The sequence below is a fragment of the Christiangramia fulva genome (genome assembly GCF_003024155.1).
Classification (GTDB): Bacteria; Bacteroidota; Bacteroidia; order Flavobacteriales; family Flavobacteriaceae; genus Christiangramia; species Christiangramia fulva.
The window spans coordinates 717,010-734,958 of record NZ_CP028136.1; the positions used below are offsets into that span (position 1 = coordinate 717,010).

Consider the following 17,949-nt stretch of genomic DNA (forward strand, 5'->3'; position numbering starts at 1 on the left):
ATCATGAAAAACAAGTTCGCTTTTTTAAGTCTGCTGATCCTGATTTCCGCACTGACCGGATGTAAGGAAAATCAGCAAAACGAATCAGCCACTGTTACCAAAGTCGAGGAAAAAGCTCCTGTAAAACAGGGCCAGGCCTTTATTAAAGATGATGTTTCCAAGCCTAATGTCCTTGATATAGCTGTTAATTCTCCAGACCATAAAACACTTACCGCTGCCATTCATGCCGCAGAACTTGAAAATGCACTTGTGAATGCAGGCCCCTTGATGGTTTTCGCACCCACCGATGAGGCTTTTGCCCAGCTTCCCGCAGGAACTGTTGAAGACCTTCTTAAACCTGAAAATAAAGCCAAACTCGCCCTGATCCTTAAACATCACGTTACTCCGGGGAATTATGACAAAGAATTCCTGAAGCATTTTAAAAAGCTTGGACAGGCCAGCGATCAAAATGTTCCTGTTGAAGTCAAAGGTGAAGATGTTTATGTTGGAGGCGCAAAGATCATCGCGAGCGTACCTGCCGGAAATGGTATCGTACACGTGGTTGACAAAGTAATCCTGCCAGAAAATTAAGTTAAAAACAAATCAGAAATTTTATGAAGAACTCAATAAAAATCCTAATACTCCTCTTCTCGACCGTGGGTATTTTTAGTTGCAATAAGCAACAGGATAAGAACAACGAAGGCCAAAGTGGGGCCCTCGCTTCGAACGCCGCTGAAAGAGTCTATGTGGCTCCGGGGGAATATGATGAATTTTATGCCTTCATTTCAGGAGGCTTCAGCGGACAGCTATCTGTTTATGGATTGCCATCCGGCAGGTTGCTAAAAGTGATCCCTGTATTTTCTCAGGACCCTGAAAAAGCCTGGGGTTACAATGAAGAAACAAAACCGATGCTTGAAACTTCCCATGGTTTTATTCCCTGGGATGATGCTCACCATCCTGATATTTCTCAAACAAACGGGAAACTTGATGGCCGCTGGGTTTTTATCAACGGAAATAACACCCCGAGAATCGCAAAAATCGATCTTACAACCTTTGAAACTACCGAAATTATAGAGATCCCCAACAGTGCCGGGAACCACAGCTCATCCTTCGTGACCGAAAATACAGAATACGTAGTTGCTGGAACCCGGTTTTCTGTTCCTATTCCTCAAAGGGACATGCCTATCAAAGATTATAAAGGGAATTTCAAAGGTGCCCTGTCTTTTCTTAGTGTAGATCCCGAATCAGGAAGAATGGATCTAAAATTCCAGATCATTATGCCAGGTTTCGATTATGACCTTTCCCATCCCGGAAGAGGCAAATCTCACGGCTGGTTCTTCTTTTCAACCTATAACAGCGAAGAGGCTAATTCTCTTTTAGAAGTAAACGCTTCTCAAAATGACAAGGATTTTATCGCGGCAATTAACTGGAAGAAAATTGAAGAATATGTGAATAATGGCGGAGGTAAAAAAGTACCAGCAAAATATGCTCACAATATCTATGATGATGAAACTCACACTGCTACTTCTACTATGGAAAATGAAGTGACAGTGGTAGATCCAACCGAAGTTCCCGGAGCTATTTATTTGCTTCCTACTCCTAAATCCCCTCACGGATGTGACGTCAACCCAACTGGCGAATATATCGTAGGAAATGGTAAACTTTCCGCCGATCTTACCGTGCATTCATTCTCAAAAATGATCAACGCCATTGAGAATAAAAAATTCGATGGAGAAGCTTACGGAATTCCAATACTTAGATTTGAAGATGTACTTGCCGGAACCGTAAAACAAGCTGGTCTTGGACCATTACATACCGAATTTGACGATAAAGGAAATGCTTATACTTCTTTCTTCATTTCTTCTGAAGTGGTAAAATGGAAAGTAGAAACCCAGGAAGTCATTGACCGCCAACCCTGTTATTATTCAGTAGGGCACGTTATGATCCCTGGTGGTAACTCAGCTCATCCTTTCGGAAAATATGTACTTGCGATGAACAAGATCACCAAAGACCGTTACCTGCCTACCGGCCCTGAAGTAACCCAGTCTGCACAGTTATATGATATTACCGGGGAGAAAATGCAATTATTACTTGATTTCCCAACTATTGGAGAACCTCATTATGCCGCAGGTATTCCTGCCGATATTGTAAGGGAAAACTCCAGGAAGATCTTTAAACTTTCAGAAAACAAGCATAAATATGCTACCATCTCTAATGGGGATGCCAGGGTTGAAAGAGATGGAAATGAAGTTCATATATACATGACAATGATCAGAAGCCATTTTACGCCTGATAATATTGAAGGAGTTAAAGTAGGCGACAAAGTTTACTTCCACGTAACCAATCACGAACAGGATTATGACGTGCCTCATGGTATCGCAATGATCGGTGCGAATAATTCAGAATTGCTTATCATGCCAGGTCAAACTGAAACTTTCGTGTGGGAACCTAAAGAGGTAGGTGTCTGGCCATTCTACTGTACCGACTTCTGTTCAGCTCTTCATCAGGAAATGCAGGGATATGTAAGAGTTTCTCCTAAAGACTCCAATGTTCCCATCAGCTGGTCGCTGGGCGAATAAATTTAGTTAGTTGATGAATGAATCTCAGTAAAGAGATTCAAAAAACGGGAGCCGTTCTTCCCGGCTCCCGTTTTAACCTAAAAAGCAGGATAATGAAAAAAGCTGGAATAATAATGATTATTGGCTGTTTGATGCTACTTGGCCTTTTTAAATTCCCATTGTGGAATATCATGCTTGGAGCTCCCCAATATCCCGATCCATTAGGAATGAACATTTTTATTGATGGAATAAAGGGTGTAAAAGAATTTGATATTCAGAATATTGATGGTATCAACCATTATATTGGCATGAAAAAGATCCCAAAACCGGACCAGATGTGGGAATTTAGTGTTTTCCCAATAGTTATAGGTTCCATGGTTGCTTTAGGAGTGATCATAGGTATTTTGGGTGTTTTCAAAAAAGTTAGTCCTTACTGGTTTTTAGGCTGGCTTGGTGTAATGGCTGTTCTTGGAATACTTGGAATGCAGGATTTCAATAACTGGCTTACCGAATATGGTACAGATTTAAATCCGCACGCTATCATGAAAATGACCTATCCCGATGGTACTCCCATGACCTATAAGCCACCTTTATTCGGCCACCAGAAAATGCTTAACTTTAATGTTGATTCTTATCCGGCTGCCGGAGCTTATTTAATGTTCTTCGGAATGTTACTTACTCTTGTCGCTTTTTTCCTCGGAATAAAAAAATCACATAAAAAACAACTGCTATGAAAGCCTATATCTATGGCATAATGCTTATGGTACTGACGCTTAGCTGCCAGGTTGAGCCACATAAGATAAACTATGGTCATGAGGCCTGTTCGTATTGCAAAATGACCATTGTAGATAGTAAATATGCATCCCAACTCGTTGCAAGCACCGGTAAAGCCTATAATTTTGATGCCATTGAATGCATGATAAATTTCAAAAAGGAAAATCCCGATAAAAACTTTAGCCTTTTTCTGGTATCCGATTATGATAATCCGGGAAAGCTGATAGACGCGTCCGGCGCCAATTATTTGATTAGTGATGAGATCTCGAGCCCAATGGGTGCAAACCTCGCTGCTTTCACTACAAAACAGGAAGCAGAAAAAACTAAAAATCTCTTCGGCGGAACTATTTATGAATGGGAAGATGTCACCCAGGAGGTTCGAAATTAGCCTCCAAAAACTACACCTAAAGCCAATAACCTTATATTTACCGGCTTGAACCTCTAAATTCCCCTAAATGAAAAAAATAATTTTCATACTGGCATTTCTTATTCTGCCCGTAAGCCTGATGACATCCCAAACTGAAGGGTCAAAATTCTGTGCTTTTTGTAAGATGCCCTTGAAACAGAACGAGTTTTTTTCGGAGATCTCTATTTCCAAATCTGAGAAAATCCATTTCGGTTCCATAGAATGCCTTCTTAATTACCTCATAGAAAACGAAGATCTGAACTACCAAAAATTAAGCGTTACAAATTATCTGCATCCCGAAATTCCAATTCCGGCAAAAGAGGCGATTTATATCAAAAGCAATCGTATTCAAAGTCCTATGGGCGCACACCTCGCTGCATTTTCTTCAAAAGAGGAAATTAAAACTTTCGGAATTAAGGAAAATGACAAAGTTTATTCCTGGGAAGAGCTCTACCAGAGTTTCAAAACAAAAAATAACGGATCGGAAAAAGTTCATTTTCACGACCATTTTCGTCCCGATGCATTCGCCCCTAACGGCGTAATGGGCGACCACCTGCATCCAAAAGGGGAATGGATGCTTTCTGCCCGTTATATGTATATGGAAATGGATGGAATGAAAACAGGCAACGATAAAATAACTTCCCCTGAAGTTTTTGAAAATTACAGCATGGCTCCCGCCAGCATGGAAATGCAAATGCTGATGCTTGGTGTGATGTATGCTCCTTCCAGCCGTCTGACCCTTGCGCTTATGCAAAACATCGTTCGGAACGATATGACCATGAACGCGCAAATGATGAATAACGGAATGTCCATGATGACAGATTTTTCCACAATGGCTGAGGGTTTTGGTGACCTACAGATCAGCGCCCTGTACGGGCTTTATTCAAAAAATGCAAGATCACTTCATTTGAATTTAGGTTTAAACGTTCCCGTTGGATCGATAAACGAAAGAGATGACACTCCCATGACCAGCAATGCTAAATTAGCTTACGCCATGCAACCGGGACAGGGAACTTTCAATGCCATTGCAGGTTTCACCTATAAAGAAATGTATGATACCACATCGTGGGGAAGTCAGTTTCTTGCAAGCCTCCCTCTTGGAGAAAATTCTGAAGCTTATCACTGGGGAGCTCTTTATCAGCTTAATTTTTGGGGAGCTTATCGAGTTTCTACCAATATCAGTTTTTCGGGACGTGTGCTCGGCCTGGTTCAAAATGGTATTGATGGAGAAGACGAAGAACTCAATGCCATGATGTCTCCTGCTACAAATCCGCAAAATTATGGGGGAGAAAAAGTAAAGGCCTTTGGCGGCATGAACATTTCCTTTCCGGTGGAATCAACATTGAGAAGCTGGCGGGTGGCTATGGAAATAGGCGCGCCGGTGTATGAAAATTATAATGGCGTTCAAATGAATGAAAATTTAACTTTTTCGGCCGGGATAAAATACCTGATCTTTTAATTAATTATGAAGCTTTTTAGTACATACTGCCTTTTCTTTTTCCTGATTTTGGAAAGCTTCGCTTCCCGGGGCAATATTATTGAAGTATGTGCTACCTGCGAATATAGAAGTATTGCGAACGCGGTGGAAAAAGCCCAGCCTCATGATACGATCTTTATAAAAGCAGGAACCTACAAAGAATACAACATCCAGATCACCAAACCGCTGAGTTTAATTGGTGTTGATCATCCCGTGATCGATGGTGAAGACAAAGGGGAGATCATAAGCATCCAGGCTAATGATGTTACTGTGAAAGGTCTCAAAATTATCAATGTTGGCACCAGTTATACCAAAGATTTTGCTGCCGTCAGGGTGGTGCAAAGTGAAAACTTCCTTATCGAAAATTTAAAGCTGGAAAAGCTCTTTTTCGGCATTTACCTGGAAAAAGCTAAACATGGAAAAGTTATCAATAATGAGATTCATGGCGATGCCGTTGAGGAGTTCAATTCTGGAAACGGGATCCATCTGTGGTACTGTAAAGATGTGGAGGTAACCGGAAATACGGCAGAACAGGTACGCGATGGGATCTATCTTGAATTTTCAGATAATATCCTCATTAAGAACAATAGAAGCCTGAATAATATTCGTTACGGGCTGCATTTCATGTTCTCAAATTACGATACTTACGAAAATAATCTTTTTCAGAATAATGGCGCAGGTGTGGCGGTGATGTTTTCCAAATTTATCACCATGAAAGGCAATCGCTTCAGCCAAAACTGGGGAACCGCTTCCTTTGGGCTGCTTCTAAAAGAGATCTACGATTCAGAGATCAGTTATAATACTTTTGAAGAAAATACCATCGGGATAAATATTGAAGGTTCTAATCGCATCAATTATCTGCATAACAATTTCAGAAATAACGGTTGGGCAGTCAAAGTACGGGGAGCCTGTTATACCAACATTTTCAGAAATAACAATTTTTATAACAACTCATTTGAGATCTCTTACAACAGCAATCTCAACGATAACGAATTTGACCATAATTACTGGAGTGAATACACGGGCTATGACCTCGACAAAAACGGAATTGGCGACGTGCCCTATCGGCCGGTAAAACTTTTTTCGTATATCGTGAACCGCACGCCCGAAACCATCATTCTGCTCAGAAGTCTTTTTATTGATATTATTGATTTTTCTGAAAAAGTTTCTCCGGTTTTTACTCCCGATAATTTAAAAGACGAACATCCCCTGCTTAAACCAGTTAACCATGATACTGATAAAAGATCTTAAGAAGAAATTTGGCAAAAATGAGGTGCTGAAAGGTATTGATCTCGAAATTGGCGAGGGACGTATCATTGCCGTTTTGGGTCCAAATGGTTCGGGAAAGACAACTTTGATAAAAAGCATTCTGGGTATGGTGATCCCAGATCAGGGATCTATAGAGATGGATGGCAAACCGGTAAAACGCAACTGGAATTACAGAAATAACATCGATTATTTGCCGCAAATGGCAAATTTTCCAGGGAATTTGAAGGTTTCCGAACTTATTGGAATGATCACTGATCTTCGTTCCAAACCGGCAGATACCGAAAAGCTCATCCAGAAATTCCATTTACAGCCTTTTCTGAATAAAAAACTGGGGAATCTCTCCGGCGGAACGAAACAAAAGGTGAATTTGGTGCTCACCTTTATGTTCGACAGTCCGCTGATCATTCTTGACGAGCCTACCACCGGCCTTGATCCCATCGCCCATCTTATCCTGAAAGAGCTTATCGCGGAAGAACGAAAAAAAGGAAAAACCATTCTTATCACTTCGCACATAATGAGTTTTGTGGAAGAGATCGCTGAGGAGATCGTCTTTTTACTGGAAGGAAAGATCTATTTCCAGGGCAGTATTTCGCAGCTGAATGAAGAGACTCACGAAAAAGATTTTGAACACGCCATTGCAAAAATTTTAACTTCTGGTTATGCTTAAAATATTGAAATACAGTTTTTACGACCTCATCAGAAGCCGCTGGAGTTATGTCTATTTTCTATTCTACCTGCTCCTGGGATTTGTATTGCTTTTTTTGAATAACGACCTTTCAAAAGCGGTCATCACCCTAATGAATGTGATCATTATCCTTGTACCGCTAATCGGCACCATTTTCGGGGTGATGTATTATTACAATTCTAAAGAATTTACTGAATTGCTGCTTGCGCAACCGGTAAGGAGAAGTTCGATCTTCCTGGGGCAATATTTTGGGGTGGCATTGTCGCTCGCACTTAGCTTAATTATTGGCCTTGGCATTCCTTTTATATTTTACGGAGTCCTGAACAGTGACGCCATCGGTAATTTTTTACTGCTGTTGGTCACCGGGGCTTTTCTCTCGCTCATCTTTACTGCGCTGGCTTTTGTGATCGCTCTTAAAAATGACAATAAGATCAAGGGTTTCGGATATGCCATTTTGCTTTGGTTATTCCTTGCCGTGGTGTATGACGGCATTTTCCTGATGAGCCTCGTGATCTTTGAAGATTATCCCCTGGACAAGTTTTCACTGGTTGCCACCATGCTCAATCCCATAGATCTCTCCCGCATTCTGGTCATTCTGAAAATGGACATTTCTGCACTTCTTGGATATACGGGAGCCGTTTTTCAGCAATTCTTCGGAACCAGTTTGGGGATGATTATTTCTTTCTTCATACTGCTTTGCTGGGTGATCTTTCCTATCTCCTGGATCAATAGGATTTCCAGGAAAAAGGACTTTTAAAAACTCGCAAATTCTGATTTTCGTCATAATCTGAAGTCTTTATAAACCCTAACTTTAGAAGTCAAACTTAAATGAAAAATCATGAAAGAGCTACTAAAAAAGGCCGTGGCCACAGCTTATAATTATCAGGAATACCGGGGGCTCGTCCAGCATCTCGCCGATAATAACTCAACTACCGGCGCTCCCACAGAAGAGAAGATAAATTTCACAAAAATGAACCAGCAGCGAATGAATCGTCTTGACAGAACCCTCAATATCACCGGAGAAGAGGCGAAGATCTTCATGAACATTCCGCAAAAACAAATCTGGCTGGTGATCCTGGAATCCTGGTGCGGCGACGGAGCACAAACTATTCCCCTTTTGAATAAAATAGCTGAAGCTACAGATAAAATAGAGCTGAAGATCATCATAAGAGATGAAAATGATGAAATTATTGACCAGTTTCTTACCAATGGAACCCGCTCCATTCCAAAACTTATTATTCTTGACGAAGATCTTGAGGTTCTTGATGTTTGGGGACCAAGATCTAAAGAAGCGACCAGACTTGTTTTGGAGTATAAGAAAAGATATGGCCGAATTGACGGAGCTTTTAAAGCTCAGCTACAACTTTGGTACAATAAAGATAAAGGACAGAATATCATCCGCGAGCTAATAAAAATTGAAGACCAGCTAAAAGACAGTTCTTCAGCTTTGCTCACTTAGGAGTTTTCTTTAATAAATAAAACTGGCTCACCAGGATTTTGGTCACTGCCATCAATAAAAGGATGCTGGCCAGAACGATATAAAGCGAATTATCTGGTAACGGAAGGCCTAATCTGTAACCAATTCCGCGGTAGCTTATAAGTATCTCTGTGAGAATAAAACCGGCGATATAAATGGCAAAACTTATTTTGCCAAAAGTCAGAAGCTGATGGTAGTCAAGTGCAGCCAGGATAGAAAGGCTTATGATCCCCAGAAAGATCCAGTGCAGATAAGCGATGACCAGGTCGGGATTAAAAGTTACCATATTAGCGACTACCGGTACAGCGCCGGCGAGCTGGGCAAAAAGCTTTACTGCTAAAAGAAGTGCGGCGATCTTAAATAAATTGAATGTTCTTTTAGGGAGATATTCGGTGATCCTTTCCGCGGAAACGCTCCTGAATAGGAGATAATAAGCTATTAATTGGAGGAGTCCCCCTAAAGCAGCGAGAATATAGAAAATACCCGCAGGTTTCATCCATAGTCCGGAAAGAAAAAGGCCAAGGACTATTCCTGAATTAAGTAAATAATAAACAATCCTGAAAATCCTGTTTTTCAGCTTAAAACCTTTTTGTTCCAGCAGAAAAAGAAAAATTCCCGTTAGTGCAAGAAGAAACCAGCCATTATACTGGAAATGCAGAAAAAAATAGATGGCATTGCGGTACCAGGGAGAGGTTTTCCCGAGCGCCGTCATGACATACCCGAGGCTCCAGGGCCCAATGCTCGAAATGATCAGGAACCAAATAGAAGCCCTTACAAGTTTATAGGAAGCCCTTTTTTTATCTTCTTTAGATACGTTCTTGAAAAAGTAGGCGGCAAAGAAATAAGAGGCTATTAAAAAGAGACTTGAAAAAATAATGGAAAACAAGGCATAACCGGTAAACGGAAAACTGAATAACATGCCTACTATCGTTATCTGGGTGAACCAGAAAATTAAATTATATCCCCTTGATTTTATCTTTTCCCTGCAGTAAAGAAACATAAGAAGGCTCATAAGGGCGGTATAAACCCAGCCGAGCAGGGCGATATGAGAATGGGTATGAACCAGGAACTTATAGTTGGCAGGAATATCAAAAATCGCGAACAACCTCAGGGATAAGCCCAAACAGGCAATCGTGAAAAAATAGATCAGGGCTATGAGTATGTGCTTTCTAATTAATCGCATAAATAAAGGATAAAAATATCTTTTTTTATTTAGTATTTGTATTTTTATAAAAAAAATTCTATGTTTTCAAAAGCCTGTGAATACGGAATAAAAGCTACCCTTTTCATTGCCCAGGAATCGAACCACGGAAATCGTGCTTCTTTAAAAGACATTGCCGATGCTATTGATTCTCCGGAATCATTCACGGCGAAAATCCTTCAAAAACTTGTTCAGCAAGATATTATTCTTTCCAAAAAAGGTCCTCATGGAGGTTTTTTCACCGATCCCGATCATAATAAAAAACTTTCAGAAATTGTAAAAGCCATAGATGGAGACAACATTTATCAGGGTTGTGCTCTTGGTTTTGGAGAGTGTTCTGAAGATCACCCCTGTCCCCTGCACAGTGAATTCTTAGGTATTAGGAACGAATTTAAAGGTATGTTGGAGAATACCACTGTGCAGGATCTTGTAGAAAAAATTGAATTAGGACAGAGTTTTCTTAAAAGTGAACTTGGGAATTTTCAATGATCAAATACTTCTCCAGGAACAAAATCTTTACCTGGAAGCATTTCTATTTTTTAATCTTTTCTCCAGTTTTACTGCTTCAGGATGGAGAATATTATTTTCCAGATGAATATGCTGGTGCAGATCTTCCTGAAATTCCTCAAGCTTATCATACAGCGCCCTGAAGGTATTACAGGCTCCTTTTGGCGGAGTATAGTTATTGGTCAGGCTGGCGATCTCCTTTAAAATGTTTCCGGCTTCTTCATGCTCGTCTTCCATCATAATTATAGGATTCGCCACGGTGGTGAAATGAGGAAAATGCATTTCTTTTCCCTCTTTTTCACTTTTTACCATCTTTTTAATAAAAGGGAAGAGCACGTGTTCTTCTTTTGTCATATGTACGGCGAGCTCACTGGCCACTTTTTGAAATAGCTCATAAACCTTTTTTACCTCGGGATGATTATCGCCATGAACTTTTGCTACTTTTCCGGAATACTGAAGCAGTAATGGAATATTAGCCATAACATATTTATGATGAACTTCAACGATATAATCTATGAGAGTGTCTAATGGAAAATTCTTGAAATTGGTCTTCTGGTCATTGTCCGCTACCAAATTCTTAAGATCTTCTTCCAGCTTCGCATAATCAATACCTTTTTTCTCACAGGCTTTAGCGATGCTTATTCCGCCTCCGCAACAAAAGTCGATACCATATTTTTTGAAAACATGGGAGGCTTTTATATTATCAGTCACTACTTCAGCAACTGTTTTGTCTGGTGTAAGTTCCATAATACTGTTTTTTTAATTCATTTAAATCGTCATTGAGAATAATTGGGTGTCTGGTTTCTGCCGTTGCAGCCTAAGGTCGAATGCCATACATACGTTTCTTACAAAAGGCCTTCCCGATTGTGGGATCTTTAGGCCATGATCTCCCATTTCTACCACCCCGTCTAAAGACATTTCCAAAAGTCTGTTTTTAATATCTCTTATTTCGGGAATATAATCTGGAAGCTGCTCCCAGCTCGTTTCCATTTTACACATCAGGTTGAGGATGTGTTTCCTGATGATCAGGTCTTCTTCATTTAAAATATGTCCGCGGTAAACGGGTAAAATTCCGTTGCAGACAAGGGATTCATATTCTTCCACTCCCTTGGCGTTCTGTGCAAAACCGTACCAGCAGTCGCTAATGGCTGAAACACCAAGGCCTATCATAACCTTTGTTTTGGAAGAAGTATATCCCATAAAATTTCTATGGATCTTCTTTTCTTCTAAAGCTTTATATAAACTATCGGTTTTTAAGGCAAAATGGTCCATGCCTATTTCAACATATCCCGATTCCTGAAGCATTTTTTTGCCAATCTCGTACATAAGTCGTTTTTCACTGGCATCAGGCAGATCTTCTTCCTTAAAACCACGCTGGCCATTTCCTTTTATCCATGGCACATGCGCATAGCTGTAAAAGGCAATTCGGTCTGGCATAAGTTCTTTGGTTCGCATGATGCTTTGCACGATATCTTCAGCAGTTTGGAAAGGAAGCCCAAAAACGAGGTCGTGACCAATAGAGGTAAAACCTGCTTCACGCGCCCAATTGGTGACCTTTCGCACATTCTCGAAAGGCTGAATGCGATGTATGGCTTTTTGTACGGCGGGATTATAATCCTGCACGCCAAAACTCACCCTTGTAAAACCGAGTTTTCCCAGTATCTTCAAGTGTTGTTCCGTAGTATTGTTGGGATGGCCTTCAAAACTGAATTCTGCTTCGGGATGTCTTTCAGCAAACTTGAAAATGCCTTTCATCAGCAATTGAAGATTTTTTACTGAAAAGAAAGTGGGCGTGCCTCCGCCAAGGTGCAGTTCTTTTACAATAGGTTTCTCTCCAAGCATTTCACAATACAGCTCCCACTCTGCGATCACCGCATTTATATAGGGAGTTTCCACATCGTGATTTTTGGTAATTCTCTTATTACATCCGCAAAAGGTGCACAGGCTTTCACAAAAAGGAAGGTGAATATATACACTTATTCCCTCCGTTTTATTGCTTTCTGCAAAACTCTTTTTCAGCTGCTCCTTCCAGGAGTTCAGGGTGAAATTCTGATCTTCCCAAAATGGAACTGTTGGGTAGCTCGTATAGCGAGGCCCCGCAACATTATATTTCTCGATAAGATTCATAAATACCTTTCCTTAAATACCTTTCACAAAGGTACCGGGAGAGCTACGGGAGAAAAATGACAATTATCAGCTTTCAGCCAATTATAAGATTTTCAGAATTTTATCTTTTTGATCTCTACCGAAGTATCACCCAGAATGTCTAAAGAAATGTGCAGATGATCTTCGAGGGCTGTGATCTCTTCAATTTCAATGCTTTGCAGGGAGCCACTTAGATGTACTCCTTCCACAGTTTCAATCTGATTAAGAAGTTTTTCGTTGAGCTTTTCAAGCTGACTGGCGATTTCCGGAAGAAAATCAAAATTCATTCTCTTTTTCAATTTTTCGTAGAACCAGGTGTTTAAAATTCCGTGAAGCAGGAAATCGGCAATTTTGCTATTGCTTTTCGCCGTCATTTTATAATCACTGATAGAAATTTGCTGCACATTGCGGTCGAACTCAAGCTTTGCATGAAAAACAAGCTTTACGGGGCGGTTCTTCCATAGAGAAGTAAGTGTTTGCAGTTCCAGTTCAAGGGCAACATCATAATTTGCAAGGCTGCTTTTGTACAAAGACAGCTCCAGAATTTGGGCAAAATTGCGCATCTCGCCATTGCCTTTTTTCTTCTGAATGATCTCACCCATCAGCTTTTCCCGCAGATATTTTTCCAGCACCGGATAGCCAATTTTCACGGGAAGAATGATCTTAATATTGTTTTCCATAAAGGATTTATGCTTTTGAAAAAGATAAGCTTTTTCAAAAGCAACCTCAGTTAAAAACCTGCAAATTTATACTGAAGGCTTTATAGCCATAATTTCAACAAAACAGGCCTTTACTTAACAACAATTTGCGAGACCTCTTTAATCTTTTGTTAATCATTTGAGTGGCGCCTATTTAATTTATAATTTAAAGAGGAATGTGAATGTTTAACTAATAAACAAAGAATTATGAGTATTGTAAAGGTAATTGAAGTTCTTGCGACTTCAGATGAAAGTTTTGAAGCAGCCACAAAGAACGCTTTGAAAGAAGCTTCTAAATCGGTAAAAAATATTGAATCTATTTATGTAAAGGAAATGAACGCCAAAGTGGTAAACAACGAGATTGTTTCTTACGGTGTAAATGCGAAAATATCTTTTAAAGTAGAATAATTTAAAGGAAGCTGTGTCAAAAATCGAAAAATAGTCATCCTGAATTTATTTCAGGATATTAATCAAAGTGAAACCGGTCTACCGCAGGCAGACAAGTTCAGCTTGACGAAAACAGAGCTTTTGAGACAGCTCCTTTTATTTTTCTCTCATTCAACTTTTCACTACCTAATTTTTTCCCATGGCCGGCAAAGAAAAATCTTCCAGTTTTGAGACTGAAAATAAGGAATGGCTCGATTCCTTCCACTGGATCTTGAAAAATGAATCTCCAGAAAGGGCAAGGGAAATTCTTGCTTTACTTGAAGACGAGGCATCCAAAAAGGGCGTTCTACCTCATAATCCGCTGAATACTCCCTATATCAATACGATTCCTGAAAAAGAAGAGGAAGCTTATCCCGGCGATCTGGAGATCGAGGAGAAACTGCTTTCCCTAATACGCTGGAATGCGATGGCCATGGTGGCGAAGGCGAATAAAAAGAATACCGGCATTGGCGGACATATTTCCACCTATGCCTCAATTGCCAATCTCTGGGAAGTGGGTTTCAATCATTTTTTCAGAAATAATGACAAAGGGCCCGGCGATACCATTTACTTCCAGGGGCATGCTTCACCCGGGGTTTATGCAAGGTCTTTTGTAGAAGGTCGGTTTGACGAGGAATATCTTGAGAATTTCAGAAGGGATGTTTACAGCAAAAAATCGCTTACCTCCTACCCTCACCCACGGCTCATGCCCGAATACTGGAGCCACCCAACCGTTTCTATGGGCCTGGCTCCAATACAGGCAATCTACCAGGCGCGATTCAATAAATACCTGGAGCATCGGGGACTAATCGAAGAAAATGATCAAAAAGTTTGGGCTTTCCTCGGTGATGGAGAAATGGATGAACCGGAATCACGCGGAGCTATTAGCATCGCTGCCAGGGATAAACTGGACAATCTCATTTTTGTGGTGGACTGTAACCTGCAACGTCTTGATGGTCCTGTTCGTGGAAACCAGAAGATCATTCAGGAGCTTGAAAGGCTTTTCAGGGGTGCAGGCTGGAATGTGATCAAAGTTCTATGGGGCAGCGACTGGGAGCACATTTTGGAAAAAGACAAAAGCGACAAACTTATTCAAAAGCTGAATGAGCTGCCCGACGGCATGCTTCAGAAATTCGCCTTTGAAGAAGGAAGTTATATGCGGGAACACCTTTTTGGGGATGATGAGGAACTGAAAGATCTGGTAAAAAACCTTTCCGACGAAGAGCTGAAAAAACTGAAACGCGGCGGCCACGATCCCGTTAAGATCTACAACGCCTATAAAAAAGCCGTGGAAACCAAAGATATGCCCACCATCATCCTCGCACAGACCATTAAGGGTTACGGACAGGGAAAATCGGGTGAGGCCAGCAATGTAGCGCACCAGACCAAAAAAATGAATCTTCAGGGGCTGAAGCATTTCAGGGATTATTTTGATGTACCGATCTCAGATGAAGACCTGGAAGATATCCCTTTCATTCGTCCGGAAAAAAACAGTGAGGAATTCAAATATTTAAAAAATAGACGTGAGGATCTCGGCGGATTTATACCCGTTAGAAAAGACAAAAGCGGCAAACTTAAAGCTCCTGATAATTCGATTTTCGAAAAATTCATGGAAGGTTCCGGTGAAGATGAAGCGGCCACCACCAGCGTGCTGGTACAGATCCTGGGAAAACTCCTGAAGGACAAGAATATTGGAAAATTTATAACTCCTATCATTCCCGATGAATCCAGAACCTTCGGGATGGAAGCCCTTTTCCAACAGGCCGGGATCTATGCGGAAGGCGGTCAAAAATACGAGCCTGTAGATAAAGACAGCCTGCTTTATTATAAAGAAACCGAAAAAGGAGTGATCCTCGAAGAAGGTATCACCGAGGCAGGATGCACCAGCGAGTTTATCGCTGCGGGAACGGCCTATCTCAACCAGGGACTGAATATGATCCCTTTCTATTTCTTCTATTCGATGTTCGGATTTCAGCGAACTGCCGATCTTATCTGGGTTGCCGCCGATGCCGGAGCCAAGGGATTCCTGGTAGGCGGGATTTCCGGTCGTACCAGCCTTCCCGGCGAAGGCCTGCAGCATCAGGACGGGCAAAGTCATTTATACGCGATGGCCTTTCCAAATATTGCGGCTTACGATCCCGCTTTCGCCTACGAGATTGCGATTATCGTGAAAAACGGTATCAAAAGAATGTACACTAACAAAGAGAATATTTTTTATTATATCACCGTGGGCAACGCCACTTACCCGATGCCGAAAATGCCCGAAAATGCTGAAGAAGGTGTTTTAAAAGGCATGTACCGCTATTTGAAATCGAACAAAAAAGGAAAACTCAAAGCGCATCTTTTCGGCAGCGGGGCGATCATGAAAGAGGTGATCGAAGCCCAGGAGATCCTGGAAAAGGACTATGATATAAGCACCGATATCTGGAGCGTGACCAGCTACAAAGCGCTGTATGACGATGCAATAGATACCGAAAGGCAAAACAGGCTGAAGGCCCAGCTGAATAAGGAACCTAATTATATCCAGGAAAGTTTAAAAAATGAAAAAGGAGTTTTCGTGGCTGCGACCGATTATGTGAAGGCGGTGCCGGCTTCGGTTTCAAAATGGTTCCCAAAGGGATTGAGCATCCTGGGTACCGATGGTTTTGGCCGAAGCGACACTCGCGAGGAACTGCGAAAATTCTTCGAGGTGAATGCCGCGAATATTGTATACACCGTGCTTTATGAATTATGTCTTGAAGATAAGATCGATTCTAAAGACCTGAAAAAAGCCGCGAAAAAATTAAAGATCGAACCTAAAAAACCAAATCCGAGAACATCTTGATCCGGAAAAAATATTGAAAAATGGCAAAAGAAATTAAGATCCCGCAGATTGCCGAAGGAGTTGAATCGGCTACCGTAACCGAAATTCTCGTAAGCGAGGGCGACAGCGTGGAAAAAGACCAGTCTATCATCACCGTGGAATCTGATAAAGCTTCGGTTGAAATTCCCTGTCCTGAAGCCGGGACGGTAAAATCTATTTCGGTGAGTGAAGGCGATGAAGTGAAAGTAGGCGATGTGATCCTGAAACTCGAGGCCGGTGATTCTGATGAAGAAGATTCTGAAGAAGAAGAGGAAAAGAGTGAAAAAGGAAAAGAGGAAAAGGAAAAAAAAGAGCAGAAAAAAAAGTCTGATAAAGACGAATCTGAAGAGGATGATTCTGATGAAGACGAATCTGAAGAGGAAGGGAAGGAGTCAAAGAGTCAAAAAGGGAAAGAGAAAAAGGACAAAAAAGAAGATAATTCAGAGGATAAATCTGAGGACGAGGAAAAAAGTGAAAAAGGAAAAGAGGAAAAGAATAAAAAAGATAAAAGTAAAAAGGAGTCTGAAAAAGATGATTCAGGATCTGAAGAGAAAGAGTCCAAAAAGAAAAAAGATAAGGATTCCGACGAAAAAGATTCTGAAGAAAGCAGCGCGGCAGAAGTTCCCGCCTCCCCGGGAGTACGCCGGTTTGCCCGCGAACTGGGAATCGATATTTCAAAAGTTGACGGGACCGGTGAAAACGGTCGAATCAGCAAAGAAGACGTAAAGAATTTCGCCAAAGAGGGGTCGGGAAAAGCGGCTTCAAAAAGCGAATTATCATTACCCGATTTCAGCAAATGGGGCGCTACCGAACGCAAACCCATGTCGGGAATTAGAAGCGCGACCGCGAAAAATGTATCGGCTTCCTGGAGTACTATTCCGCATGTATTTCAGTTTGACGAGGCTGATATTTCAGCAATCGAAGAGCATATGGAAAAGCTCAGCGAGAAAGCCGAAAAAGCCGGCGCGAAGATCACGATTACCTCGATTCTGGTTAAAATTGCGGCCACCGCATTACGGCAATTTCCGAAGTTCAATGCCAGCCTGGACCTGGAAAATAAGGAAATGATCCTGAAAAAATACGTGAATATCGGCCTTGCCGTAGACACCGAAAAAGGCCTGCTGGTGCCGGTGATCAAAAATGCTGATCAGAAGACGATTATCGAGATCGCTTCCGAAATTGGAAAGCTCGCCGAAAAAGCTCGTGCGGGCAAACTCGAACCGGAAGAAATGAAGGGCGGTAATTTTACCATTTCTAACCTCGGCGGGATTGGTGGCACCAATTTCACGCCCATCATTCCGCATCCGCAGGTGGCGATCCTGGGTGTGTCTCGAGCTCAGAAAAAACCTGTTTATATAGACGGGAACATGGAACCACGGGATATGCTTCCGCTAAGCCTCTCGTATGATCACCGCCTGATCGATGGCGCCGAAGGAGCCGAATTCATTACCTGGATCTCCAAAGCGCTGGAAGATCCGTACCAGGCATTGCTTGGGGCTTAATTG

General features: G+C 41.4%; 17 protein-coding genes. 13 read left to right on the forward strand and 4 right to left on the reverse strand.

The window, feature by feature from the left end; all coding sequences use genetic code 11:
- The first annotated feature begins 3 nt into the window (after nucleotides 1-3).
- The 9 genes from C7S20_RS03310 (at nucleotide 4) to C7S20_RS03350 (ending at nucleotide 8,607) form a co-directional block, all read left to right on the forward strand.
- Nucleotides 4-570 (forward strand): fasciclin domain-containing protein, encoded by a 567-nt coding sequence (locus tag C7S20_RS03310; RefSeq protein ID WP_107011140.1) that lies wholly within the window; start codon nucleotides 4-6, stop codon nucleotides 568-570.
- Between the two features lie 23 nt (nucleotides 571-593).
- Entirely contained in the window at nucleotides 594-2,558 is a 1,965-nt protein-coding gene (gene nosZ, locus C7S20_RS03315) for a Sec-dependent nitrous-oxide reductase (protein ID WP_107011141.1), read from the forward strand.
- Between the two features lie 92 nt (nucleotides 2,559-2,650).
- On the forward strand, nucleotides 2,651-3,271 hold the full coding sequence (locus tag C7S20_RS03320; protein ID WP_107014079.1) for a hypothetical protein: 621 nt from the start codon (nucleotides 2,651-2,653) through the stop codon (nucleotides 3,269-3,271).
- Nucleotides 3,268-3,699 (forward strand): nitrous oxide reductase accessory protein NosL, encoded by a 432-nt coding sequence (locus tag C7S20_RS03325; RefSeq protein WP_107011142.1) that lies wholly within the window; start codon nucleotides 3,268-3,270, stop codon nucleotides 3,697-3,699. Before C7S20_RS03320 ends, C7S20_RS03325 begins: the two co-directional genes overlap by 4 nt.
- Nucleotides 3,700-3,766: 67 nt before the next feature.
- Complete coding sequence (locus C7S20_RS03330; protein ID WP_107011143.1) at nucleotides 3,767-5,176, forward strand: nitrous oxide reductase accessory protein NosL; 1,410 nt, start codon at nucleotides 3,767-3,769, stop codon at nucleotides 5,174-5,176.
- 6 nt (nucleotides 5,177-5,182) lie between these two features.
- On the forward strand, nucleotides 5,183-6,445 hold the full coding sequence (locus tag C7S20_RS03335) for a nitrous oxide reductase family maturation protein NosD (RefSeq protein ID WP_107011144.1): 1,263 nt from the start codon (nucleotides 5,183-5,185) through the stop codon (nucleotides 6,443-6,445).
- Nucleotides 6,423-7,130 (forward strand): ABC transporter ATP-binding protein, encoded by a 708-nt coding sequence (locus C7S20_RS03340; RefSeq protein ID WP_107011145.1) that lies wholly within the window; start codon nucleotides 6,423-6,425, stop codon nucleotides 7,128-7,130. The genes C7S20_RS03335 and C7S20_RS03340 overlap by 23 nt, the downstream gene beginning before the upstream one ends.
- Nucleotides 7,123-7,905, forward strand: coding sequence for an ABC transporter permease (locus C7S20_RS03345; protein WP_107011146.1), 783 nt, complete (start codon nucleotides 7,123-7,125; stop codon nucleotides 7,903-7,905). The genes C7S20_RS03340 and C7S20_RS03345 overlap by 8 nt, the downstream gene beginning before the upstream one ends.
- 81 nt (nucleotides 7,906-7,986) lie before the next feature.
- Nucleotides 7,987-8,607 (forward strand): thioredoxin family protein, encoded by a 621-nt coding sequence (locus C7S20_RS03350; protein ID WP_107011147.1) that lies wholly within the window; start codon nucleotides 7,987-7,989, stop codon nucleotides 8,605-8,607.
- On the opposite strand, the gene C7S20_RS03355 is transcribed toward C7S20_RS03350, so the two are convergent.
- Nucleotides 8,600-9,808: a hypothetical protein gene (locus C7S20_RS03355; RefSeq protein ID WP_159039861.1), complete on the reverse strand. Its 1,209-nt coding sequence runs from the start codon at nucleotides 9,806-9,808 to the stop codon at nucleotides 8,600-8,602. The two genes, C7S20_RS03350 and C7S20_RS03355, sit on opposite strands and share 8 nt — an antisense overlap.
- Nucleotides 9,809-9,868: 60 nt before the next feature.
- Here C7S20_RS03355 and C7S20_RS03360 point away from each other — a divergent pair, with 60 nt between their 5' ends.
- A complete protein-coding gene (locus C7S20_RS03360) occupies nucleotides 9,869-10,315 on the forward strand; it encodes an RrF2 family transcriptional regulator (protein ID WP_107014080.1) in 447 nt (148 codons plus the stop codon).
- Between the two features lie 27 nt (nucleotides 10,316-10,342).
- Here the strand turns inward: C7S20_RS03360 and ric are convergent, their stop codons facing one another.
- From ric to C7S20_RS03375, 3 genes are all read right to left on the reverse strand, one after another.
- Nucleotides 10,343-11,080 (reverse strand): iron-sulfur cluster repair di-iron protein, encoded by a 738-nt coding sequence (ric, locus tag C7S20_RS03365; RefSeq protein ID WP_107011149.1) that lies wholly within the window; start codon nucleotides 11,078-11,080, stop codon nucleotides 10,343-10,345.
- Between the two features lie 21 nt (nucleotides 11,081-11,101).
- Nucleotides 11,102-12,460 carry an oxygen-independent coproporphyrinogen III oxidase gene (gene hemN / locus C7S20_RS03370; protein ID WP_107011150.1) on the reverse strand — a complete coding sequence of 453 codons (1,359 nt, stop codon included), beginning with the start codon at nucleotides 12,458-12,460 and terminating at the stop codon, nucleotides 11,102-11,104.
- Nucleotides 12,461-12,552: 92 nt separating this feature from the next.
- Nucleotides 12,553-13,158 (reverse strand): DUF4403 family protein, encoded by a 606-nt coding sequence (locus C7S20_RS03375; RefSeq protein WP_107011151.1) that lies wholly within the window; start codon nucleotides 13,156-13,158, stop codon nucleotides 12,553-12,555.
- Nucleotides 13,159-13,383: 225 nt separating this feature from the next.
- Between C7S20_RS03375 and C7S20_RS03380 the strand changes: the two genes are divergently transcribed.
- From C7S20_RS03380 to C7S20_RS03390, 3 genes are all read left to right on the forward strand, one after another.
- Nucleotides 13,384-13,584, forward strand: a complete 201-nt coding sequence (locus tag C7S20_RS03380; protein WP_107011152.1) for a dodecin family protein — start codon at nucleotides 13,384-13,386, stop codon at nucleotides 13,582-13,584.
- 178 nt (nucleotides 13,585-13,762) lie between these two features.
- On the forward strand, nucleotides 13,763-16,426 hold the full coding sequence (gene aceE, locus C7S20_RS03385) for a pyruvate dehydrogenase (acetyl-transferring), homodimeric type (protein ID WP_107011153.1): 2,664 nt from the start codon (nucleotides 13,763-13,765) through the stop codon (nucleotides 16,424-16,426).
- Nucleotides 16,427-16,446: 20 nt separating this feature from the next.
- Nucleotides 16,447-17,946 (forward strand): 2-oxo acid dehydrogenase subunit E2, encoded by a 1,500-nt coding sequence (locus tag C7S20_RS03390; protein WP_107011154.1) that lies wholly within the window; start codon nucleotides 16,447-16,449, stop codon nucleotides 17,944-17,946.
- Nucleotides 17,947-17,949: the final 3 nt, after the last annotated feature.